The sequence below is a fragment of the Metabacillus sp. Hm71 genome, from assembly GCF_051842955.2.
Classification (GTDB): domain Bacteria; phylum Bacillota; class Bacilli; order Bacillales; family Bacillaceae; genus Metabacillus.
This window is the reverse complement of sequence record NZ_CM200278.1, coordinates 3,057,801-3,079,084: the sequence shown is the minus strand read 5'-3', so window position 1 is coordinate 3,079,084 and position 21,284 is coordinate 3,057,801. Positions and strand designations below refer to the sequence as shown.

27 protein-coding genes are annotated in these 21,284 nt (G+C 36.4%); 22 read left to right on the top strand and 5 right to left on the bottom strand.

Annotated features, from left to right (window positions below; all coding sequences use genetic code 11):
• The first annotated feature begins 31 nt into the window (after positions 1–31).
• The 3 genes from ACSVDH_RS14995 (at position 32) to ACSVDH_RS14985 (ending at position 3,257) form a co-directional block, all read left to right on the top strand.
• Positions 32–796: an ABC transporter ATP-binding protein gene (locus tag ACSVDH_RS14995; RefSeq protein WP_439251918.1), complete on the top strand. Its 765-nt coding sequence runs from the start codon at positions 32–34 to the stop codon at positions 794–796.
• Positions 771–2,633, top strand: a complete 1,863-nt coding sequence (locus ACSVDH_RS14990; protein WP_299091523.1) for an ABC transporter permease — start codon at positions 771–773, stop codon at positions 2,631–2,633. Before ACSVDH_RS14995 ends, ACSVDH_RS14990 begins: the two co-directional genes overlap by 26 nt.
• Before the next feature lie 405 nt (positions 2,634–3,038).
• Positions 3,039–3,257, top strand: a complete 219-nt coding sequence (locus tag ACSVDH_RS14985) for a YjcZ family sporulation protein (protein WP_439251919.1) — start codon at positions 3,039–3,041, stop codon at positions 3,255–3,257.
• A 207-nt stretch (positions 3,258–3,464) separates the two neighbouring features.
• Here the strand turns inward: ACSVDH_RS14985 and ACSVDH_RS14980 are convergent, their stop codons facing one another.
• On the bottom strand, positions 3,465–4,082 hold the full coding sequence (locus ACSVDH_RS14980; protein WP_299091524.1) for a cell wall hydrolase: 618 nt from the start codon (positions 4,080–4,082) through the stop codon (positions 3,465–3,467).
• 280 nt (positions 4,083–4,362) lie between these two features.
• Between ACSVDH_RS14980 and ACSVDH_RS14975 the strand changes: the two genes are divergently transcribed.
• From ACSVDH_RS14975 to argH, 3 genes are all read left to right on the top strand, one after another.
• A complete protein-coding gene (locus tag ACSVDH_RS14975; RefSeq protein WP_439251920.1) occupies positions 4,363–4,503 on the top strand; it encodes a hypothetical protein in 141 nt (46 codons plus the stop codon).
• A 168-nt stretch (positions 4,504–4,671) separates the two neighbouring features.
• Positions 4,672–5,175 (top strand): DinB family protein, encoded by a 504-nt coding sequence (locus tag ACSVDH_RS14970; protein ID WP_439251921.1) that lies wholly within the window; start codon positions 4,672–4,674, stop codon positions 5,173–5,175.
• 323 nt (positions 5,176–5,498) lie between these two features.
• Positions 5,499–6,959, top strand: coding sequence for an argininosuccinate lyase (gene argH / locus ACSVDH_RS14965; RefSeq protein WP_439251922.1), 1,461 nt, complete (start codon positions 5,499–5,501; stop codon positions 6,957–6,959).
• Between the two features lie 95 nt (positions 6,960–7,054).
• On the opposite strand, the gene ACSVDH_RS14960 is transcribed toward argH, so the two are convergent.
• Positions 7,055–7,558, bottom strand: a complete 504-nt coding sequence (locus tag ACSVDH_RS14960) for a DinB family protein (protein WP_299091528.1) — start codon at positions 7,556–7,558, stop codon at positions 7,055–7,057.
• A 223-nt stretch (positions 7,559–7,781) separates the two neighbouring features.
• Here ACSVDH_RS14960 and ACSVDH_RS14955 point away from each other — a divergent pair, with 223 nt between their 5' ends.
• The 12 genes from ACSVDH_RS14955 (at position 7,782) to ACSVDH_RS14900 (ending at position 14,748) form a co-directional block, all read left to right on the top strand.
• Positions 7,782–8,327 carry a GNAT family N-acetyltransferase gene (locus ACSVDH_RS14955; RefSeq protein WP_518616520.1) on the top strand — a complete coding sequence of 182 codons (546 nt, stop codon included), beginning with the start codon at positions 7,782–7,784 and terminating at the stop codon, positions 8,325–8,327.
• 24 nt (positions 8,328–8,351) lie between these two features.
• Positions 8,352–8,816: a DinB family protein gene (locus ACSVDH_RS14950; RefSeq protein WP_439251924.1), complete on the top strand. Its 465-nt coding sequence runs from the start codon at positions 8,352–8,354 to the stop codon at positions 8,814–8,816.
• A 544-nt stretch (positions 8,817–9,360) separates the two neighbouring features.
• A complete protein-coding gene (locus ACSVDH_RS14945) occupies positions 9,361–10,113 on the top strand; it encodes an AAA family ATPase (protein WP_439252152.1) in 753 nt (250 codons plus the stop codon).
• 169 nt (positions 10,114–10,282) lie between these two features.
• Positions 10,283–10,561, top strand: coding sequence for an ArsR/SmtB family transcription factor (locus ACSVDH_RS14940; RefSeq protein ID WP_299091649.1), 279 nt, complete (start codon positions 10,283–10,285; stop codon positions 10,559–10,561).
• Positions 10,562–10,659: 98 nt separating this feature from the next.
• Positions 10,660–11,043, top strand: a complete 384-nt coding sequence (gene glxB / locus ACSVDH_RS14935; RefSeq protein ID WP_299091533.1) for a methylglyoxalase — start codon at positions 10,660–10,662, stop codon at positions 11,041–11,043.
• A gap of 342 nt (positions 11,044–11,385) precedes the next feature.
• Positions 11,386–11,760, top strand: a complete 375-nt coding sequence (crcB, locus tag ACSVDH_RS14930; RefSeq protein ID WP_439251925.1) for a fluoride efflux transporter CrcB — start codon at positions 11,386–11,388, stop codon at positions 11,758–11,760.
• Positions 11,760–12,125 carry a fluoride efflux transporter CrcB gene (crcB, locus tag ACSVDH_RS14925; RefSeq protein WP_439252153.1) on the top strand — a complete coding sequence of 122 codons (366 nt, stop codon included), beginning with the start codon at positions 11,760–11,762 and terminating at the stop codon, positions 12,123–12,125. The genes crcB (ACSVDH_RS14930) and crcB (ACSVDH_RS14925) overlap by 1 nt, the downstream gene beginning before the upstream one ends.
• 101 nt (positions 12,126–12,226) lie before the next feature.
• On the top strand, positions 12,227–12,505 hold the full coding sequence (locus ACSVDH_RS14920) for a hypothetical protein (protein WP_439251926.1): 279 nt from the start codon (positions 12,227–12,229) through the stop codon (positions 12,503–12,505).
• Positions 12,495–12,995 carry a phosphotransferase gene (locus ACSVDH_RS14915; RefSeq protein WP_439251927.1) on the top strand — a complete coding sequence of 167 codons (501 nt, stop codon included), beginning with the start codon at positions 12,495–12,497 and terminating at the stop codon, positions 12,993–12,995. Before ACSVDH_RS14920 ends, ACSVDH_RS14915 begins: the two co-directional genes overlap by 11 nt.
• 502 nt (positions 12,996–13,497) lie before the next feature.
• Positions 13,498–13,632 (top strand): hypothetical protein, encoded by a 135-nt coding sequence (locus ACSVDH_RS14910; RefSeq protein WP_439251928.1) that lies wholly within the window; start codon positions 13,498–13,500, stop codon positions 13,630–13,632.
• The gene (locus ACSVDH_RS14905) at positions 13,611–13,952 is read left to right on the top strand and encodes an NUDIX domain-containing protein (RefSeq protein WP_439251929.1); all 342 of its coding nucleotides are present in this window, start codon (positions 13,611–13,613) and stop codon (positions 13,950–13,952) included. Before ACSVDH_RS14910 ends, ACSVDH_RS14905 begins: the two co-directional genes overlap by 22 nt.
• Positions 13,953–14,556: 604 nt before the next feature.
• A complete protein-coding gene (locus ACSVDH_RS14900) occupies positions 14,557–14,748 on the top strand; it encodes a hypothetical protein (protein ID WP_299091538.1) in 192 nt (63 codons plus the stop codon).
• A 456-nt stretch (positions 14,749–15,204) separates the two neighbouring features.
• On the opposite strand, the gene ACSVDH_RS14895 is transcribed toward ACSVDH_RS14900, so the two are convergent.
• On the bottom strand, positions 15,205–16,008 hold the full coding sequence (locus ACSVDH_RS14895) for a putative protein N(5)-glutamine methyltransferase (RefSeq protein ID WP_439252154.1): 804 nt from the start codon (positions 16,006–16,008) through the stop codon (positions 15,205–15,207).
• A gap of 352 nt (positions 16,009–16,360) precedes the next feature.
• Positions 16,361–17,236: a DMT family transporter gene (locus tag ACSVDH_RS14890; protein ID WP_439251930.1), complete on the bottom strand. Its 876-nt coding sequence runs from the start codon at positions 17,234–17,236 to the stop codon at positions 16,361–16,363.
• A 520-nt stretch (positions 17,237–17,756) separates the two neighbouring features.
• On the opposite strand from ACSVDH_RS14890, the gene ACSVDH_RS14885 reads away from it, so the two are divergent.
• The 4 genes from ACSVDH_RS14885 (at position 17,757) to ACSVDH_RS14870 (ending at position 20,331) form a co-directional block, all read left to right on the top strand.
• Positions 17,757–18,233 carry a MarR family winged helix-turn-helix transcriptional regulator gene (locus tag ACSVDH_RS14885; protein ID WP_299091544.1) on the top strand — a complete coding sequence of 159 codons (477 nt, stop codon included), beginning with the start codon at positions 17,757–17,759 and terminating at the stop codon, positions 18,231–18,233.
• Between the two features lie 91 nt (positions 18,234–18,324).
• Positions 18,325–19,527 carry an ArsA family ATPase gene (locus ACSVDH_RS14880; RefSeq protein WP_439251931.1) on the top strand — a complete coding sequence of 401 codons (1,203 nt, stop codon included), beginning with the start codon at positions 18,325–18,327 and terminating at the stop codon, positions 19,525–19,527.
• Complete coding sequence (locus tag ACSVDH_RS14875; protein ID WP_439251932.1) at positions 19,524–19,757, top strand: hypothetical protein; 234 nt, start codon at positions 19,524–19,526, stop codon at positions 19,755–19,757. The genes ACSVDH_RS14880 and ACSVDH_RS14875 overlap by 4 nt, the downstream gene beginning before the upstream one ends.
• 94 nt (positions 19,758–19,851) lie before the next feature.
• On the top strand, positions 19,852–20,331 hold the full coding sequence (locus tag ACSVDH_RS14870; RefSeq protein ID WP_439251933.1) for a pyridoxamine 5'-phosphate oxidase family protein: 480 nt from the start codon (positions 19,852–19,854) through the stop codon (positions 20,329–20,331).
• A gap of 278 nt (positions 20,332–20,609) precedes the next feature.
• Here ACSVDH_RS14870 and ACSVDH_RS14865 read toward each other — a convergent pair whose 3' ends face one another.
• Complete coding sequence (locus ACSVDH_RS14865; RefSeq protein WP_439251934.1) at positions 20,610–21,095, bottom strand: hypothetical protein; 486 nt, start codon at positions 21,093–21,095, stop codon at positions 20,610–20,612.
• Positions 21,096–21,284 lie beyond the last annotated feature (189 nt).

The window sequence follows — 21,284 nt, the reverse complement described above, 5'->3', positions numbered from 1 at the left end:
CAAGTCAATGAAATGGAAAGGAGAACTTGTGATGCTAAACGTAAAACAAGTGAGCAAGATTTATGAAGGAAAAATCGCCTACCGGGCGTTAACAGATATCGATTTAACGATTGAAGCAGGGGAATTTGTCGGAATCATGGGTCCATCCGGAAGCGGGAAAACCACTCTGCTAAACATGATTGCCACAATTGATGAACCGACAACAGGCGAAATCCACATCAATGGCAGTAATCCTCACAGATTAAAAAAGGAGGAGTTAGCCAAATTTCGTCGCCGTGAATTAGGCTTTGTTTTTCAGGACTTTAATTTGCTTCATACCTTAACAGTAGAAGAAAATATTGTCCTTCCCTTAACATTGGACGGGAAAAAAGTGAAGGAAATGAAGGAAAAGGCCAATGAAATTGCCGAAAAATTAGGGATTACCGGGATTATGAAAAAACGGACCTTTGAAATATCCGGCGGACAAGCGCAAAGAGCAGCTGTTGCCAGGGCAATGATTCATTCCCCGAAGCTGTTACTAGCGGATGAACCAACGGGAAATCTTGACTCCAAGGCTTCAAAGGATGTCATGGAAATGCTTGAATCCATTAACAAACATGAGAAGACCACGATGATGCTCGTGACACATGACCCGCTGGCAGCAAGCTATTGTCATCGCGTCGTCTTTATTCGTGATGGAAAATTCTATTCCGAGATTCACCGCGGTGATCATCGCCAAGCCTTTTTCCAAAAGATCATTGATACACTTTCTTTATTGGGAGGGGATGCACATGACCTTTCGCCAATTCGCGTTTAATAACGTCATCCGTAATAAACGGTTATATGCCGCCTACTTTCTCAGCAGCCTATTTACCGTCATGGTCTTTTTTACCTTCTCGATTTTTGCCAATCATCCTGTCTTGAACGGGAAGGATATGAGCTCAAGCGTAACACTAGGAATGAATACAGCAGCAGGGATTATCTATGTGTTTTCCTTCTTTTTCGTCCTCTATTCGATGAGCTCTTTTTTACAGTCCCGGAAAAAAGAGTTTGGTTTGTTGATGATTCAAGGGATGTCGATGAAACAGATCAGGTTAATGGTGTTTTTAGAAAATATGCTCATTGGATTTTTCGCCACAATTGGCGGGATATTCCTTGGCGTTGTGTTTGCAAAGGCGATTTTGCTGTTAGCGGAAAATGTCCTAATTATTGAAAGTGCACTCCCTTTTTATTTTCCGACGCAAGCCATCATCATCACCTTTGTATCTTTTATCATTTTATTTTTCTTTATTTCCTTATTTGTTACGTATGTTTTGCGTAGTAAAAAGCTGATTGAATTAATTAAAGCAAACAAAATCTCAAAGGGTGAGCCTAAGGCGAATCTATTTTTAACGCTGGCAGCCGTTCTTTTATTAGGTGCAGGATATGTGGTTGCCTTACTTGTAGAAGGACTGATGGTTGTCGCAGCAATGGTGCCTGTGATTATCGTTGTTAGTATTGGTACCTATTTGCTGTTTACGCAATTAAGTGTGTTTATCATTAGACGGTTAAAGAAGAAGGAACAGGTTTTTTGGTTTAAAACGAATATGCTCTTGTTTTCCGATTTAGCGTTTCGGATGAAGGATAATGCGCGGACATTTTTCATGGTCGCGATGGTGTCAACGGTTGCGTTTTGTGCCATTGGTTCGTTATTTGGCTTTCAAACCGTCTTAACATCAAGCATCAAAAATGTGAATGCTACTACGTTTTCCTATGAAACATCTGAAGAAAACGAAGAACAAAATGTTGCGTTTATCAACCAAACATTAAAAGAAGAACAGATTGAAACAAAATCTGAGCATACGGACTTACGCTACTATAAAATTGGCAAGGATGCCATCCTGATTTCCAATCAATCCGATTTTAATCGCTTTGCCACACTCATTGGTGAGGATACGATTGATGTAAAAGTTGGAGAAGTATTGGTGGTGGAATTTGAAGGCACAAACTTTGGTCAAACAACGGAACTGCTCAATGAAACAATCAAACTGACTTCAGGTGTAACCTTGAAACCTGATGAAGTTATTTATTCAAAAGCATTACCAGCAACAGATTCATATTATATTGTGTCAGATGAAGATTTTTATAAGCTTCCTAAACCAGTGGATCAACTAAGCTATTATGCATGGCAGGCAACAGATGGCGAAGAGGGTGTCATGGCTGCCTCCGAAAAGCTATACGAGAAATTACCAAGATATGAAATCATGTCTGTAGAATATGAACTATACGAAATCATGAAAGGGTACGGACCGATTTTATTTGTCGGACTATTTATCGGGATTGTCTTTTTCGTATCAGCCGGCAGCTTCCTTTACTTCCGACTTTACATGGATTTGGATGAGGATAAACAAAAATTCAAGTCGATTTCAAAAATGGGGCTCACTGATAAAGAGCTGAAAAAAGTCATAAACAGACAGACGATGATTTTATTTTTCGCGCCAATAATCGTTGCTCTTATCCACGGAGCTGTAGCTCTTACTGCATTATCGAATCTGTTTTATTTTAACCTATTTAAGGAATCCGTTATTGTTCTAAGTGTTTTCTTAGCGATCCAGGTTGTTTACTTCTTCATCGTCCGCTTTTTCTATACGAAGCAGATTAAGGCATCAATTTAAAGGAATGACAGACTAAATGAGGGTCAGACAAACGTCTGACCTTTTCTTAATATCAGAATTTATATATTTTCTTAACATAGCTTGCGTTTCTGACTCTAGCTCCAGGCGCCGTCGGCTCTAGGGACTAGTCAAACAGGAATTGAATTGAAGGTAAAGAACACCTTCTATTCCTGTTCGCCTTATGCTTGTCGCCGATAGGCAGGCGCCTTGCGCATTTTTATTAAAAATCAGTTATATAAAGTGCTAGCACAAAAAAAGAATTCATTCTCTACCTAATCTGTTAAAAATGGGCTCGAATTTAGGCGTTTTAAACAAGCAGTATGCTTTTTAGACGGGCTCAAAATATTTCTAAACGTATATACTATATCGTCTAAGACTTTTACAAACGAAAGGAAGAGGTTTCGAATGTACGGTTTCGAAAATAACGCTCCGCATGTGGGCGGTGCTATGGCAAACGCACCACATGTTGGTGGTATGGCAAATGCTCCCCACCCTGTAATGCCTAGTTATGTAGCTCCGGCTTATGGATATTGTGCTCCTAGTTATGGTAATACGTTTGTGCTTGTTGTCGTGTTGTTTATCTTATTGATTATCATTGGCGCATCATTCTACGGAAAATGCTAACCAAATAATAAGAAAAGCGCAAGCGCCTTGATCAGCCTAGGGCAAATAAGCCGCTCATGAATAGAAGGTGTACTTTACCTTCAATTCATAAGTGGTTTATGACCTCGAGGGGCTAGGCGCTGGAGCTAGACACAAAAAACTATGTTAAAAGGCACTGTATAGGTGCCTTTTTTATATTGAAAGGATAAACACTTAGCTACATATGTATTAATTTTTAAATACATGCTGACCAATTTCAACTGTTGTCTCTCTTGAATCGAGCCAACGATTTTCTGCAATGTCAGGATTGTAAAAGAATAATGAATCTTGCGCGATATGTCTCATGTTTGAGAGCGCTGCTTTTACCGCTTGGATGGATTCGGTATCAGCCGGTTTATTGATTTCACCATTTGCCACAGGCTGAAATTGACCTGGCTGGTAAATCACTTCTTTTATCGTATCAGGAAATTTAGGGCTCTCGACTCTATTTAAAACGACATTCGCCACCGCCACCTTCCCTTTGAAAGGCTCTGATTGGGCCTCGGCTCTAACAATTCTCGCTAATAAATCAAGATCTGCATGGGAGAAATTTAGTTTGCTGGAGCGAATTTCCCCGCGGCTTGGTACTGCAGGGCGTTTGCCTTTATTTGTACGGATATCTTGTCCAACGTAAATTAAATCAAGATCCTTCACTTGCGGATTTGCCTTCGCTAATTCCTTTAATGAGAGACCATGTTCTCGAGCGATTTTTGACATCGTATCACCTTTTTCTACCGTATAAGCAAAAGTAGGTTCAGCGAAAAAAAGAGTTGCTAGTAATGTTAGGAAAAATACTAGTTTTTTCAAAATTTGTCCTCCTAGTGATTATCGTATTTTGAATCTCTATTTAATCCCTATGAACAAAAACGAGAGAATAGTGTTACAAGTTTTTTACATAGTCATTACATGAGATTTAATGGAGAAAATTGGTATTTTAAAGGAAGAAGAAAGGTTGAGAGTACGAAGATGCTTAAATATGAACCTATTACAAATCATTTATTAATTTTTTGTAAATGCGTACACATTTTTTCACCCCCATCATATAGTAACTCCTGTGTGAGAAATTAATTAGGAAGGAACATCAAACATGAATAACTCTCAAATAAAACCATCCATTAAAAACGAGTTCAAAGATGGAGGAAGCAGCTTTAAGGTAATTGAAATGAATGTATCTGATTCAACGGAAAACTTATATGCTGTGGTGACGCCAATAAAGAAAATGCAATAAGCTATCAGTTCTTAAAAAACCATCTTTTTTGTACGTATACATAGAAAAGATGGGTTTTTTTCGTTTATCGAACATCTCTATCCAAGCATTCTGAATGGGTAATTTTGTTATTTTGTGTTATACTATGCAGCGATGATAGAAAATTATTTTAAAAGTGGAGGAGATCAAATGTACAAATCAGTAGCTGAATTTATCGAGGAATGGAATTATGAAGCTGCTTTAACGCAAAAGGTATTGGATGCATTGACAGATGCTTCACTTGGACAAAAAGTTTCTTCAGATAATCGTACATTAGGCGCAATTGCCTGGCATATTGTCGCAAGTACACCTGGACTGCTGATGGAATTTGGTGTTACCGTTAAAGAGATGAAGGACCCTAACAGCGTTCCAGCCTCAGCTCGAGAGATTGCTGAAACCTTTCGCAGCGTAAGTGCCGATACTAGTGATGCTGTGAAGGCACAATGGACAGATCAATCCTTAAGTGAAATGAAAAATGTATTCGGCAGAGAAATGCCAAGAGCTGCCATGCTGTCATTGCTAATTAAGCACATCATCCACCACCGCGGACAAACGACCGTTCTCATGCGCCAAGCAGGGGTGCAGGTACCAGGTGTCTATGGCCCATCAAAAGAAGAATGGAGCCAAATCGGCATGGAAGCTCCTACCATTTAAGCTTTACATATGATGGGAGTACACTGAAATCAGTGTGCTCTTTTTTTATCAAAAAGAACGTAAGTGCCTCAGTTTTTCAGGTGAGTGGTTTGAAATATGAGGGTATGGTTTAATTCTTGGTAAGTGGTTCAAATAATTCGATACATGGTTCAATTCTCGAGAAGAGTGGTTCAATACCTGATTCAATTCTAGAAGAGTAGTTCACCCTGAGACTAATGAGGATAAAAAAACAGTTCCGTTTCCCTTGAACAACAATTTACAAGCTCAAGTGAAGATCCAGAAGAATATACATACATGAAACAATAGAACGGAGTGAACAAACGATGTCATCCAAGCGATCTCCTATCTACATTAAGCATATTCTTGAGCCTGGCTACAGGTTTACAAAAAAGCATTTTCTATCCTATATGATCGAAATCAATATAGCGCATGCTTTCATGCTGGCCCATACAAAGATATTACGGGAACAGGATGCAATGACAATCATTCAAGCGAACCAACAGCTATTAATAACCGGGTTTAATAAGGATTATGACCCGGCATATGAAGATTTGTTTTTTATGATCGAAGCTGAGCTGAAAAAGGAAATAGGTGAAGAGCTGGTTGGCAATATGCATATTGCCTTTAGCCGGAATGATATGGATGCAACCATGTACCGAATGGTATGGCGTGAAAGGCTTGTCGATTGGATGATTCTAGTTACCAACTTAAAAAAGCTCCTTCATAACCTTGCGAAGGAGCATGAACTGACGGTGATGCCGGCCTATACCCATAATCAGCAGGCCCAGCCAACGACATTTGCTCATTACATTTTGGCGATAGACAAACATTTAGAAAGAGACCTCGATCGAGGACTTGCTTTATTAACTCGAATCAATCAATCTCCTATGGGAGCTGCGGCTTTAGGAACGACTGGCTTTCCAATTGACCGTGATTTAATCGCAAAAACATTAGCATTTGCGAAGCCTCTTGATAATTCCTATGATTCTATCAGCGCTGCAGATTACATGCTTGAAATCGCCAGCACCTTATCCATCTTTTTAAGCACCTTATCTCGTTTTGTCTATGACCTTCTATTTCTTACAACAAATGAGGTGGACGCAATCATCATTGATGAAAGCCTGGTCCAAACCTCAAGCATCATGCCGCAAAAACGAAATCCTTCTTCATTAGAACATACCAGATCTCTGATCAGCAGGACCATTGGGGAGTTACAATCTACTTCTATGATGACCCATAGTGTGCCATTTGGTGATATCGTGGATATCGGTGACGATATTCAACCAATCATCGAAAAAGGCTATTCTCATTCAGTTCAAATTGTCGAATTACTAATTGAAATCCTCAGTAACATGACAATAAGAAAGGACAAATTATTTAAGCGATGCCAAGAAGGCTTTTCTACTGCCACCGAACTTGCAGATGTCTTAGTCAGAGACTGCAAGCTTTCGTTTCGACAAGCACACCAGCTTGTTCAAGTTTATGTAAAAAGCTTAGCCAATTCCGGAAAACACCTGCAGGATGGAAATGCAGAGCTGCTTAAGAAAATCGCGAAAAAAAGATTTTCGCTTGAACCACGGTTAACAGAAGAGCAGTATAAAAAGGCAATCGATCCTTATCAATTTATTCTTGTCCGTTCTGTTCTGGGAGGTCCTAATCCGAAAGAAACGGAGAGACAGCGGATCCAATCTGCCCAGCGAGTAGAAGCTTTCATACGTGAGTTAAATGAAGCGAAGAATACATTTAGAAGCTATAAAGATGAATTGAGAAATAGAATAATCTAATGCCTATCATTGATTGAAATCGGAAAAAATAAGGGAAATCCTATATCCAAGGGTTTCCCATTCCTTTTCCTCCCTAACTAAATAGCACTATTTTATTAAAATGGGGGATTTTCCACACCTAAATGAAGCCAATCTTCTTTTGGTGGTCCATAAACGCCAAAAGGTTTGAGTCCAGCTTGACGGATTAGAACGGTAGCCTGCCCGCGGTGATGAACAATATGCTTAATGAGTCCCATTAAAATTTGCGCATTCGTTTCTTCCCGGCCAAATGCCGTTTGCACTTTCTTCAAAGATTCGTCTGTCCATTGTTCTTCTATAACTTGGGCTGCATGAGAACTTACATTTTGAAAGGTTTCAGCTATTTCTTTTGCTGAAGCTGGAACATCTTCTGCATGTTCTACTTCATCTATTTTTAAACCGAAATGAGCTAAATATTCTGGAATACTTGTTGTTAAATGCCAGACAATTCTTCCTAAACTACGTCCTTCTGGATAAACACTTTGTTTTAATGAATAATCAGTCAAACCTTCCAAAACCTTTTGCGTTAACATTGCTTCTCGATTCCATTCTCTAATAAAGTCCGCAATTGTAATATACATAGCCAATACCTCCATACTCAATATTTTTATTGGTATTTTCTCTCAGAAACAAAATTATAAAACATTTGTTCGTATTTTTCAAATTTCTTTCGAACTAATTTTCGGTCTTCTAATCTTGCGTTTCTTTCATTTTTCTTAGTGGAAAATTGAAAAGACTGGTAACCGGTGCGAAATAACATGTTAAAATTCTATTAATGATTAAAGAATGAAAAGAGGAATAGGGTTGAGGGCAGATCCAAAAGAGATAATCATTCATAACTTAAGCTATATAATTAGATCTGCAGAAGAAAAGGACGCAAAAAACCTATCTGAGGTTAGATTACAGATCGATAGTGAAACAGAACATCTAGATAGGGAAAAGGGTGAGGCATACATCGATGAAGCAGGCTTTAAACAACTCATAAAAGAGGATTCAGAACAAATCCATAACCTGTTTCTAGTCGCTGAAATGAATGGAAATATTGCCGGTCTTTCTAGATGTGAAGGTAACTTATTAAAAAGAACCGCTCATAAAGTAGAATTTGGCGTGTGTGTTTTGAAAGATTTTTGGGGTTATGGAATCGGGAAACACTTATTAAAAAAATCGATTGAATGGGCAGATGCCAATCATATTAAGAAAATAACCTTAAATGTGATTGAAACCAACGTAAGAGCGATTGAACTTTATAAAAAATTTGGCTTTGAAGCAGAAGGAATTCTAAAAAAGGACAAAGTTTTATCAGGCGGAAATTACTATCATACGATTGTAATGGGTAGGTTTGCCGAATGATAATTGAAGGTAAAGGTGGTACTCATGAATTGTTTACCTGTATTCCATCAAATTGAAGTAGCTGTTAAAACAGTTTTGGAAATCATAGACACGTTAGAGGAAGACGATTTACAAAAAAGACCCACACCTAATAAGCATTCGATCGGGGAGCTTTTAGAACATATTGCCATAATTTGCGAAGCGGATTGGCATATATCAAACGAAGCAACCCAGGAAGAAATGGAGCATTTTTATTCAACCGTTTCCTATAAAACGATCGATTCGATAAAACATGGTTTACTTACAAACTTTGAATCACTAAAAAATCATTATCTGACCTTACCAGAGGAAGTGCTTCTTTCTAAAACGACTTCCTATTGGGGATTGACTTATACAAGATACGAATGGTTATTAGAGATAGTAGCTCATATGTATCATCATCGAGGACAATTACATGCTATGCTTGTTTACTGCTGCAATAAAGACCTTAAAATCCTCATGTTTGAATAAATTTTCTGCAGCTGCCGCGCACCTTTAAAAGCAAAGTGCGTTGATAATTCAAAAAAGCATAATAATCCTGCATAAACAAGCAAAAGCGACAAACGCTTGATACTTACTTCTTAAAATTGGCTCTATGTTAATTAGCTTTTTACTCTAAGGTCTATCTCACCTAAAAGTGTCTTATAGTCGAATAAAACTAAGATTTTATAGTAAAATATTGGTAACCTTATTTAGAGTAGGAGGATAGTTGATTTTTTTAATACTTTTTGGTTTCATTATACTTATTATTTCATTATTTTCTATTGAACGTAGTTTACGGAAAACAATTGAACGAAATGAAGAGATAATAGATTTATAGAAAAAAATTCATGATAAATAATACCTCAATAAGCAGCATAATAGAACTTCAATCGAATCAATACCCTGGACTTTCAAAAGGTTTTATTACTGTCGGAAAAGGGTTTCCAAAAAGATCCTTTTTCATTCTGATAAAATAGTTTTAACTAAGAGCTAAAAAGTATATTGTGAAAACGAGGTGTTTATATCATTGGTAATGTTAAATCATGATTCTCAATACATTAGGGCTGTCTATCTTAAAAAAGAGCAAATTTCATCTTATGATCATTTTCCGCTAAATCTCTCAGTCATTCGGAACTTTCAAGAATTAAAGCTTCATCCTAGTGTTACCTATATTATTGGTGAAAATGGAATGGGAAAGTCAACTTTACTTGAGGGTATTGCGATTGCTTTAGGATTTAATCCAGAAGGAGGCACGTTAAACTTTCATTTTTCTAGTTATGACTCTCACTCGAATTTAGACGAATACCTCGGTTTAGTAAAGGGAGTCAATAGAGCGAAGGATCATTTTTTCTTTCGAGCTGAAACTTTTTATAATGTAGCATCAAATATTGAGGATTTAGATAAAGAACCAATGTCTGCCCGTAGGATTATTGATTCCTTTGGAGGAAAATCACTACACGAACAATCTCATGGTGAATCTTTTTTTGCAGCATTTATCGAACGTTTTCAAGGTAATGGTTTATACATCTTAGATGAGCCAGAAGCAGCCTTGTCCCCATTAAGACAAATGTCGATGCTGGCTAGAATCAATGAGCTTGTTCAACAAGGGTCTCAGTTTATCATTTCTACTCATTCACCGATCATTATGGCTTACCCAAATGCTAAAATTATTCAACTCACAGAAGCTGGAATGCGTGAATCAACATTGGAAGACACGAATCATTATTCGATTATGAAACAGTTTTTTGAAGATAAAGATCGGTTACTGCACCATCTTTTCCGATAAAGTATGACTTATCTTTAACATTCTTCAAGCAGGAATATCCACCAAAATAGGATGGAACGCGTGTTTTTTATCATATTACCCTTCGGTTGCATGCTACGATTCCTTTTTCATGCAACCACACAGTTGCTTATACTTGACAAGCAACCGCAGAGTTGCTTATACTCGATATATGAATTGGGACAAAGACGCTATATTCAAAGCACTTGGCGACTCAACTCGACGGCTAATATTAGACGAACTTTCCGAACGCAACGAGCAGACGTTATATGAACTTACGGTACGTCTTATTACGAAGCACGACCTTTCCATTACCCGACAGGCGATAGCTAAACATCTTGCTGTTCTAGAAGATGCAGGGCTCGTAAAATCAAAAAGAAAGGGAAAATATCGAGTAGTTACATTTAACAACGAACCACTTAAAAATTTGCTAAAAGGATGGATAGAGTAATTCATTTAAAAACTTCTGACGAATGTATGGTTTTTTCTGCTTGGAGCCAGATGTTTGCAGAGCACCACTGTGGTAAATATTAAAGGAGGCAAAACATTATGAAAATCATTGTTACCAGTCTATTCGTACAAGACCAAGACAAGGCACTGGAATTTTATTCAGAAAAGCTGGGATTTGTAAAAAAGCATGACGTTCCCATGGGGAAATTTAGGTGGATTACGCTTGTTTCTCCCGATGATCATGACGGTACCGAGCTTTTACTCGAACCGAATGATCATCCTGCTGCAAAGGAGTATCAAAAGAAGATATTTGCCGACGGCATCCCTGCAACAATGTTTGGCGTTGCAGATGTTCGCGAAGAGTACAAGCGATTACTGGAAAAAGGCGTGAAGTTTACAATGGAACCGACAGAAATGGGCGAAATCACCTTGGCTGTTTTCGACGATACATGCGGCAACCTTATTCAGATCGTGCAGAAGTAACTTTATGTTGAAGTTATCTATTTCTTAACGACTTTATTGGTAAGTTTTAAATTTGGGAAGTGTTTTTATCAAAATTTAAACCACTTTATGTTAACCCTGTCCTAACTTTTAGGACGGGGTTATGCATTTTTAGTGCCCAAAAATAAATGAAATTGTATCCCATCAAATGTAACATTGTGAATAAGTTTACTTAAACATAGCGGGTGCAAGAGCAGTAGAATATAATAGGTTACTGCGGCAGCCTTATTTCTATATCGTTCTTTAACTAACGAATATTTTAATAAGAATACTAAAGATTTATAATAAAGGAAATTCTTTTATTGCAAGAAATGAGGATAAAAAATGATTTATTTTTTGGTTGGTATTGCAGGGGCACTTGGCGCAATTCTTAGATATTTAATTGGGTTAATGTTTTTTACAAATTCTTTATTTCCATTAGCTACTTTAAGCATTAATTTAATTGGGAGTTTTTTGTTAGCTTGGCTCACTACCAATTTATTTAGGAGGCTTTCCTTTTCTAGTGTAGTAAAAACTGCTATCGGAACAGGCTTTGTCGGTTCCTTTACAACGTTCTCAACAGTAAGTGTTGAAACAGTAGAGTTATTTAAAAATGAGAGTTTTCTAATAGGAATCCTTTACGTTCTTGTCAATATTATTGGAGGAATTTTGATGAGTCAATTAGGTTTCAAACTTAATGTGGGGGAACAACAGGTATGATGCTGCTGCATATATTGTTGGTTGCAATTGGAGGCTTTTTTGGTGCAATAGCACGTTTTTCTATTAGCGAAATATTAAATAATAAACCTGCATCCAGAATTCCCTTGGGTACTCTCACTGTGAATTTATCCGGTGCTTTTCTGCTGGGTATCATCACAGGCGTAAAAGCTGATGCAATGATTGGACTGTTATTTGGGACAGGTTTTATTGGAGCTTTTACCACTTTTTCTACGCTTAAATTTGAAATGATAAAGTTGTACTTAAATAAGTATAAAAAAGAATTTTTATTTTATACAGTGATCACTTATGGTGGTGGTCTTATCCTTGCTTATCTTGGATACACAATTGGTGTTGTTTTTGCTTAAAAATCTGAATTTTAAAACCTTTTTCCGTTAACAATGAAGGATAGTTGAATAAAAGAGGGAAATATAAAGTATTTTCTTAAGAAAAAATGTGGTGGTATAAAGTGAATCTAGAATTAATAGAGAAAGTTGAAAAAATAGTAGGTGAAACAAATAGATTTATCAAATTGGATGAACAGGGTTGTACTTCAGAAGTACATCAGATCATTACAGACAATGGTTCCTATTTACTTAAAAGTTCGTTCAAGGAAAAATATAAGGAATGGTTGAAGGCTGAGGCTCTAGTATTAGAAAAGTTAAATAACAAAAATCAGATTCCAGTTCCTAAATACTATGGTTTTTTTCGAAGAGAAAATTGGAAGTCATTTAATAATGTCATTTGAGGACGGAATAACATTAACTTCTGCTTTAAATCTAGCGAAAAGTACAACAGAAAAGAAATCATTAATTAGGAGTTTTGGACAATTTCTTCATCATTTACACGAAAAAAAAGATTTACAGAACTTTAAACAAGAGAATAATTGGCTTGAGGAGCGACTTGTCAAGGCACAAAGTTATGTGGAAAACGGACAAACGGATGGCAACTTAGAATTGTTAAATCAGTTGAACTCCAACAAACCTATACCAGTTCAACAGACTATGATACATGGTGATTATACAACAGATAATGTGCTTGTTGTCAATGGGAAGGTAGAACTTTTTATTGATGTATCTGGTATGACAGTTGGAGATCCTCGATATGATGAATCCTTAGCGATTGGAAAATTTATTCATAATCCAGAATATATACATGCCTTTTATGAAGGATACAAACGTTATAAAGTTACAAAGGAAGAACTTCGGTATTTTGAAGGTCTATATGAGTTTTTCTAATTTGATGTTCTACTAACGTGCAAAAGATTTTATATCAGAGCTGCCAAAGTGGCAGCTTTATTTATCGCACTATCTGTGCTGGATAGTGCAATAATGTGAAACTTCCATTTCATATAAACGTACTAAATTATAAACCCCTTTTTTTAATGAGGTGAAATATGGACATCGCAAATTATCTTGGACAAATTATTTATGTGAAAACAAAAAGTGATGACATTTTGATGATAAAGATGGAAAGTAAAAATGATAACCGACATAAAGGTTACAAGGTAAAAATTCTTAAAAAAAATGGACAGAATATGGATTTAGATATGGTTATCTATAACAGGAAATCAAAAGGATATGTATCCTACCCCCAGAGATACAACAGGGTATTGAGTTAACAATTAACTATATTCCAACTTTAAAATTTGAAGATACTAGGAGTTTCCCTTCCTATGTTGAATTTGGAAAAATACAAAAAAAGATTAAATGTGTTTAAAAATAATAGGGGGAATTTTTTGTGGCTAAAGTTACATTAACGAATATGTGTATGATTTATGATAAAGAATCTAATAAAGTTTTAGTTCAAGACCGAATTAAATCTTGGAAAGGAATATCATCCCAGGTGGACATGTGGAGGATGGGGAAAGTTTAATCGATTCCACTATCAGAGAAGTAAAAGAGGAAACAGGATTAACGATTTCTAATTTAGAATCATGTGGAGTAATTTATTGGTTTAATAATGAGAGTGGTGAAAAATTTATTGTATTTAATTATAGAACAGAAGTATTTAGCGGTGAGCTGCTAGATAAAACAGATGAAGGTAGTATATTTTGGGTAGATAAAGATGAGTTATCGACACTTAATCTTGCAAAAGGAATGAAAGAAAGATTACCAATGTTTTTAGATAAAAAGTATTCAGAAGGATTTGGGATATGGAATGTACATAAACCTGGTCAATTAAAACGGCAATAAAATCCAATAGGAATTGAAAACATTCATATTATGCTACGGGTGCTTGAATTCAAGAAGGTTTGCTGTGAGAATCCTTTTTTGCTTTCTTTATTGAGGTAGTTTAATTGAAGATCATTTCTGTTTTCTTTATAGAATTAGATTAAGAAGAATTAATTTTAGGCAGGAAAAATAATGACAAAACCAATAGTTAATCTTTATGATTATGACCCTCATTGAGAAAAACAATCAAAGGGCACATCTCGTTGTTCCTAATGAACACTTCGAGAACATATATGAGCTTCCAGCAGAAATGGATGCTGACATTCATCCTCTCCAGCCTTAGAACAAGTATGGACGGATTCAATACATTTTCATTCTTTGTGGTGAAGAGTGTTTTTTCGATTCATGGATAGCCCTTTGACCTAATACTCGATTAAACCTACGATAGATAATCTTGAAGAAAAATAAATGTGGATTTTCTGACATGAAAGATACAATGAAAAACAGAATAAAATTAGATATAAAGCACAATTATACTAAAAATAGGATGGTATACGTAGTGCTTATCAAGTCACAGCTGATATCATAAAGTTAGTGTTAATGATTATTTTAGAGGTGACTAATGATGGACTTCAGAGATGAAGCAAAAAGGTGCTATGAACAATCAATGAGAGATTACGGTCTTTCTGAACAGACAATTAAAGTTGCTTTGTGGGCCTTTGATACAGGTTTCTCGGTAGGTATGGTAAATGAAGCAAATCGAAAAGAACAGATTGAAATGCTAAAAAAGCTTCTTATTCAAAGTGTGATCCATTAAAGATTAACATTGGATTCAATTCAATCATACTCCGTTTTTTAATGTAAAAACAGCTTTCATTTAGAGTCATTTTAAACTAGATATGATCATTTATGATAAACGATCAATTTAGCAAATTAGTTTTATAAATTTATATTCCGGATTCATTTTAATAGGGTAAGGGAGAAACAGAATACATGTTATCACTTACCTCAACACGATACAGAAATGTTAACGAAAAAAGCACTTTAGTTGAATAGTGAAAAATTTATTTATACATGAAAAATCATGTTACAGAAGAAAAACCCCTTCAGATACGGTTAAATGGTTCCATTTTGAGGTGAATATTCAAAATAACGATTAAAAATGCACCCGAAATGGATGATGAAATGGCAAACAAATAACCATAAAAATAAGATTCGTCTTAATTCACAAGACTAACCTTTATTTAACTAAAGCAGTTTAGCTGTAGATTACTTAACCAGATTTTGTTCCAATAACAACTGTTGCATCCATTTCTTCATCTCTAACTATTTTGGCAATTAGTCCAGCTTTAACAAAGATTTCAAAGGTTTTTGCAACCTGCAGTTCGCTTGTCTCTATCAATAGATGCCCCCCAGAAACAAGCCATTGGAGAGCCTCTTCCGCTATCATACGATGAAGGTCTAGTCCATCCTTTCCTCCGTCAAGTGCCACTTTGGGTTCATATAAACGTGACTCTCGGGGAAGGAGTTTTACTGAGTCAGTAGGAACGTAAGGTGCGTTAGCCACTATGATGTTCACTTTACCTCTCAATGAATGGGGCAATGCATCATATACGTCACCTTGATGAACGTGACCACCAATCTTAATTATGTTATGGGAAGCACATCGTACAGCAACGGGGTCAATATCAACGGAGTGCAATGAAATCTTTTTAAGATCGGTTACTATTGCAGCACCAACAGCACCAGACCCGCAACATAAATCCAAAACAATATCATATGGGCGGGTTAAAACTTTTGCTTGCTGAACCAGAAACTCCGTACGTCGACGTGGTATAAAAACTCCCCGTTCGACTTCTATTCGTAGACCACAAAACTTTGTAAACCCAAGCACGTATTCAAGAGGTAAACCACTTATTCGTTTTTCTACCATATTCATTAGTTCCTCTATACTTCTAGCCTCAGAGGTAAGTAACTGTGTTTCTTCTTCAGCGAAGACACAACCCTCGCTCCGTAGTCTCTTAATTATGCTGTTTTCAGTTTTCTTATCTAAAAATAAATTATTTTTCTGTCCTATTTATCTCACCGCTTCTTTAATCACAAGTTATTTATCTTTTTTATTCTAGAAATAATATAAATGTCCTTCTTCTACTAAATAGTGATTAATTAGCTTTTCATAATTTTATGATTTTTTGAAGTTTTCGGGATTTCTTTTATCTAACTGACAATCCTTTTTGTTAGTACAATACCTATTGTTGTAGTGAAAAAGGGGTGTCATTTATTTGTCAATTCCGATCTAAGAAAAGGCATACCCCACTGATTACAAGAAAAAATGACGTGCCATTTCGCACGTCATTTTTTATGTCATTTAATCAATATGCACCCTTAAACGGAACCCTTTAAGATACGGTTGAAGGGGTTTTAAAATATTATTTTTTCTCGATGATAACGATTAAAACACCTATGAGAATGAGGGTAGAGCCAAGCCAAAACATGACACCTATGCTCTCTCCTAGAATAAGCCATCCAAGTACTGTTCCAACCACGGGTTGAAAGAAGAAAAATATCCCTCCACTTGAGGCGTTAAGCATTTGTAATCCGCGATTCCAAAGCAGGAATCCACCTGCTGTTGAGACAATTCCCAAATACAAGAGTCCTCCCCAAATGGTCGGGTGAGTCAGCTGGGAGATATCAATTGCGTGTAACCGCGGCAAAACAAAAGGGGTCAACACGATTAGGGCTACCAGAATGGAATAGGTCGTTACGACAATTTGAGAATAATGACTCGGCACACGCTTTACAAGGACAGACATGAGTGCCCATGTTAAAGCAGCAATAAACAGTGAAATACCACCAAGTTTACTGGACAAATCCAAATTCCCGACTCCAACAATAAGGAAAACCCCGAGTGTCGCTAAACAAACAGATAGTCCCTTTTTTAACGTCAACTGTTCTTTAAGGAGTAAGCGGGCAAAAATAACCATAAATGCTGGTGTTGAAGAAGTTATCATGGCTCCCATTTGTGCTGAGGATAGCATCGTGCCAGCTTCCTGAGCAACAATTGAAATGGCGTTACCAATAACTCCAATGGCTATGATTAGTAAGAAATAACGTTTCTCGATTCGCCATTTTTGTCGTGTTATAAAGCCAATAACGAGAAGAGCGACAATAGCCACTACATATCGAATCCACACAAGTTCCAGTGGAGGTATGACCGATACTACAATTTTAACAACAACGTACATGCCGCCCCAAATACTGGAAGCTAAAATTAAATATATTGAACCTAATAAGGTATTTTTCATTTCTTGTACCCTCCGTCTTTTATTTAGGTCGAAAATGCCCCTAACGGAGAGATGTAGACACCTTTACTCCATTAAGAGCAGAAGAGTGCTACTGGTACATCGTTTTCAAATAATGGAGTCCAATACATATTAATTCACCTCTAGTCTAATCTAACTAAAATTATTATAGTTTAAGAAATAATTATTTACCACATTAAATTTATATACAAACCCATATGGTTTATTAGCTTGGAGAAGCATTTCAAAACGGGCAAAGAAATTAAAATTTCCAGACTTTGAGTAAACTCTAAATAATATTCTTTCTTTAAGTCACAAAGGAAAAACAAAGATAATGGACGAGGTTATATTGACATATTTTATTGGATAAGATTTTATGAAAGAAAAGTCAATAAAAGTTAACAGAGACGATTACAATGTCCGAATTTACTCGGATGAAAATAAATTTACATAAACTTGACAAAAGTACGATATCGTATTAAATTAAAAGCAGGAAAATTATTCAAGTACATTGGAGACAAATATGAATCAATTATTATCTCTCTTTCTGCAAAATTGGATGAAACCATTGCTCATTGATCAAGAGATTAATGAAATTACGAAGAAAGTGACACGATCCGAATTGATTGCACTCATTATGTTAAAGCAAAGAGGAGAAGCAACAATGTCTCAGTTAGCGTCCGATATGGGACTTCAAAAAAGTACGCTCACAAATATCAGACAGCGCTTAACAAAGCGTGGACTGATTCACCACTATCGTGATGCAAATGATCAACGTATCATATGGATCAAGTTAACTACAGATGGTGAGGAGCTCGCGGACCGCGTCCTTGATACGATGAAACGTGTGCTTCAAAAAATAAAAGATGCTCTCACTTCGGAGGAACTGGAGCAACTAATTGTTTTGCTGCTTAAAGTAGCAAAGGTGGTTCAAACAACAGAGCAGCAACAGAAAGAAGAGCATACTACATTTAAGCGCATTAAAATCGAAGATGAGTAACTTGGGAAAACTCCAAGTTTCTCTTTTGCAGAAATAGTACGATATTGAACTAATTTTCCCTTCGATTTCCATTCTTGTAGGAGGTTATTTCATGAGAATTATCATTTATACAGGAAAAGGCGGGGTAGGAAAAACGAGTATTGCTGCGGCAACAGGGGCACGCTTGGCATCAGAAGGGCTACGAACATTAGTAATGAGTACAGATGCTGCGCATAATTTATCGGATGCATTTCAAGTTCCACTAGGACCAGATCCTACATCTATTTCCGATTGCCTTTGGGGACAAGAGGTAGATAATTTATTGGAAACGGAGCGAAACTGGGGCGTCGTTCAAGCGTGGTTTGGTCGAGTCATCGAATGGTCGGACCTCAAAGATATCAATAAAGAGGAAATGATCAATTTTCCTGGCATGGAAGAGTTATTCAGTCTTTTGAAAATCCTCGAACATACAGAAAGCGGTAAATATGATGTCTTGATTGTTGATTGTGCTCCTACTGGAGAAACCCTTCGGCTATTAAGCTATCCAAATGTTTTAACCTGGTGGTTGGAAAAAATATTCCCTCACCATCGCCGCTTAGTCAAGCTAGCTCGACCAGTAGCAAAAATTGTAACTGGCGGACTAGAACTTCCTGATAGCAAAGTGATGGACAATATCGAGAAATTATTCCGGAGAGTCATTGAGGTTCAGAGTTTGTTGTTAGATCACACGATCACCTCAGTCCGAATTGTTCTCAATCCCGAGAAAATGGTTATTTCAGAGGCAAGACGATCATTTACCTATTTAAATTTATATGGGTTTAATACAGATGCCATTATTGTGAACCGTGTCTTATCGGCAGATGCTGATGTTGGTTTTCTGGCAGAGTGGAAAAAGAGGCATATTCAATATGAAGAAGAGATTACCAATACCTTTCAGCCAATTCCGATTCTACGAGTACCTCTTATGAGTTCTGAAGTGTCAGGATTACAAGCATTAATGGATTTAGCAGACGCTGCATTTGGAGAAAGAAAATTAGAAGAAATATTCTATGTCGGAAAAGTAGAGGAAGTCAAGCAAGAACAAGATGGGTTTATCCTCTATCTTACTCTCCCCTTTGTCACTGGAAAAGATTTAGATGTAACACAACGTGGAGATGAACTAACAATTAAAGTTGGTGCCTATCGAAGAAAAGTGACGTTGCCACGTTCGCTGACAGGAAGACCGATTTTAAGTGCACGTTTTGTTGAGGAACGATTACGTATATGTTTTGGTGAGCGTGTATCTACTTCGAAAGATAAGGAGGGTATTTCATGATTCAAAAGGAGACAGTTCATCGCTTAATTGATCAATTGTTTGAGATTTGTGAAACATTACATGGAAAGATGATTCCCCAGGAAGCACAACAGCATTTTCAAAAGGCAAAGAAAGAAAAATTACTGGGCCTTCAAGCTTTAATCGCCCATTCGATTCAGGAAATAGAGAAAAATGAAAAGAAACAAGATCAACAAGCGCCCCAAGGGAAAAAAATCGATATTGAGTATTAATTCGAACATTGTCACATGTTGCTTTTACCACTAAAATGGATAAACATTTTGCTCTATATTCTATAAATTTTATATGAAGAAAAGAGGGAATACAATGCAGCCATTCGATCACTGGAATACTTGGAGAGATCTTGCTTCTCAGTCATTTGCATTCTCATTTGCCACTGTAAACCCAGATGGAACTCCACATGTTACTCCAATTGGGTCACTAATACTCAGCAAAAATGAGCCAACAGGCTTATATTTTCAAATTTTCACTTCCCAAATGACACAAAACCTTGAACATAATAATCGAGTCTGTATTCTAGCTGTTAACAATAGTAAATGGTTTTTGATACGATCATTTCTTTTTAGAAAATTCAATACACCTCCTGGCGTACGATTGTCAGGAGCTGTTGGCGAAAAACGGATCGCAACTGAGGATGAAATTCAATCTTTAAAAAGGAATTTAGGATTGTTAGGACGTTTTTTAAAAGCTGGACCCGGCGGGCTTAACATTAAGTATGTTCGGGATATTCATTTTGACTCCGTTAAACCGGTTTTAGTTGGAAAATTGACCAGTGGGCTCTTTTAAGCGTTTTGCTGGAGGTCTCCTTACAAAAAGTTTGTAAAATCTTCAGGCAGAAAAAGAAATCATATTTATCGCTAAATAACAACCTTTTATTGCATAAAACTCAACTTTTTTATGCAGATGCCAGGGTTCAAAAGCCAAAAAACATTGATAAATCAACGGTTTATAAAATCATGTTAAACGATAAAAAATGATGAACAGCCAAACTTTTGATACTGGGCTTGGCTGTTTGTCCTTTCTTAAAATTACTATAAAAATGATTGCTATTTAATTTGTAATCTTTATGCTTCTTTTCGTATTAACTTTAAATGCCAAGGTAACCAAAAACCAAAAACAATAATAAATACAGGGATAGACCACCAAGTTTGCCATCCTTTTAACTTCATATATCCAATTTGAACAAGCATCCATTCGGATAAGGATGATAAAAGGGTAAAGAGAATAACATATATCCATTTCTTTTCCTGATTTAAATGGTTAAGAAATATTACAGCATAGCAAGAAGGGATGACCCCATAACTTAGCAAATCCCCAATCCCTTCTTGCATTGGTTTACGACCTAGATCAAAGACATCAAAGTAATTTAACATAAAGAACATATCTATTATTAATGCTACATAACCAATCGTACCGAAAGTGAGATAAATTTCTCCCCAGGTTAATCGTTTCGGCATAAAGAATATGTAAATTAAAGAGATAATGCCTAAAGTAATTGGAAACCATATACCTTTTGCAGACAAATCTAAATTTTGTATGAAATTTCCCATGATGTGTCTCCTTTAAGAGTGTTTATCGAAATCTAATATATAATTACTATTATTTGTTAATTCATAAGTAGATATGCCTATAAGCCGTGAATAAAATAAGTGAAAAACAAAATGGAAAAAGAGTTTTTAGCTCTTTTCCCATTTTGAAGATCCTTTTTAATGCCAATAACCCTCGCATTAAGTTACCTA

What these genes read in the sequence shown, in the direction of transcription:
- ACSVDH_RS14975 (WP_439251920.1), top strand. Translation starts at nt 4,363, where the DNA reads ATGAATAACTCTCAAATAAAACCATCCATTAAAAACGAGTTCAAAGAT.
- ACSVDH_RS14995 (WP_439251918.1), top strand. Translation starts at nt 32, where the DNA reads ATGCTAAACGTAAAACAAGTGAGCAAGATTTATGAAGGAAAAATCGCC.
- ACSVDH_RS14890 (WP_439251930.1), bottom strand. Translation starts at nt 17,236, where the DNA reads ATGAAAAATACCTTATTAGGTTCAATATATTTAATTTTAGCTTCCAGT.
- argH (WP_439251922.1), top strand. Translation starts at nt 5,499, where the DNA reads ATGTCATCCAAGCGATCTCCTATCTACATTAAGCATATTCTTGAGCCT.
- ACSVDH_RS14865 (WP_439251934.1), bottom strand. Translation starts at nt 21,095, where the DNA reads ATGGGAAATTTCATACAAAATTTAGATTTGTCTGCAAAAGGTATATGG.
- ACSVDH_RS14990 (WP_299091523.1), top strand. Translation starts at nt 771, where the DNA reads ATGACCTTTCGCCAATTCGCGTTTAATAACGTCATCCGTAATAAACGG.
- crcB (WP_439251925.1), top strand. Translation starts at nt 11,386, where the DNA reads ATGATTTATTTTTTGGTTGGTATTGCAGGGGCACTTGGCGCAATTCTT.
- ACSVDH_RS14915 (WP_439251927.1), top strand. Translation starts at nt 12,495, where the DNA reads ATGTCATTTGAGGACGGAATAACATTAACTTCTGCTTTAAATCTAGCG.
- glxB (WP_299091533.1), top strand. Translation starts at nt 10,660, where the DNA reads ATGAAAATCATTGTTACCAGTCTATTCGTACAAGACCAAGACAAGGCA.
- ACSVDH_RS14875 (WP_439251932.1), top strand. Translation starts at nt 19,524, where the DNA reads ATGATTCAAAAGGAGACAGTTCATCGCTTAATTGATCAATTGTTTGAG.
- ACSVDH_RS14985 (WP_439251919.1), top strand. Translation starts at nt 3,039, where the DNA reads ATGTACGGTTTCGAAAATAACGCTCCGCATGTGGGCGGTGCTATGGCA.
- ACSVDH_RS14950 (WP_439251924.1), top strand. Translation starts at nt 8,352, where the DNA reads ATGAATTGTTTACCTGTATTCCATCAAATTGAAGTAGCTGTTAAAACA.
- ACSVDH_RS14945 (WP_439252152.1), top strand. Translation starts at nt 9,361, where the DNA reads ATGTTAAATCATGATTCTCAATACATTAGGGCTGTCTATCTTAAAAAA.
- ACSVDH_RS14880 (WP_439251931.1), top strand. Translation starts at nt 18,325, where the DNA reads ATGAGAATTATCATTTATACAGGAAAAGGCGGGGTAGGAAAAACGAGT.
- ACSVDH_RS14900 (WP_299091538.1), top strand. Translation starts at nt 14,557, where the DNA reads ATGGACTTCAGAGATGAAGCAAAAAGGTGCTATGAACAATCAATGAGA.
- ACSVDH_RS14940 (WP_299091649.1), top strand. Translation starts at nt 10,283, where the DNA reads ATGAATTGGGACAAAGACGCTATATTCAAAGCACTTGGCGACTCAACT.
- ACSVDH_RS14885 (WP_299091544.1), top strand. Translation starts at nt 17,757, where the DNA reads ATGAATCAATTATTATCTCTCTTTCTGCAAAATTGGATGAAACCATTG.
- ACSVDH_RS14870 (WP_439251933.1), top strand. Translation starts at nt 19,852, where the DNA reads ATGCAGCCATTCGATCACTGGAATACTTGGAGAGATCTTGCTTCTCAG.
- ACSVDH_RS14970 (WP_439251921.1), top strand. Translation starts at nt 4,672, where the DNA reads ATGTACAAATCAGTAGCTGAATTTATCGAGGAATGGAATTATGAAGCT.
- crcB (WP_439252153.1), top strand. Translation starts at nt 11,760, where the DNA reads ATGCTGCTGCATATATTGTTGGTTGCAATTGGAGGCTTTTTTGGTGCA.
- ACSVDH_RS14960 (WP_299091528.1), bottom strand. Translation starts at nt 7,558, where the DNA reads ATGTATATTACAATTGCGGACTTTATTAGAGAATGGAATCGAGAAGCA.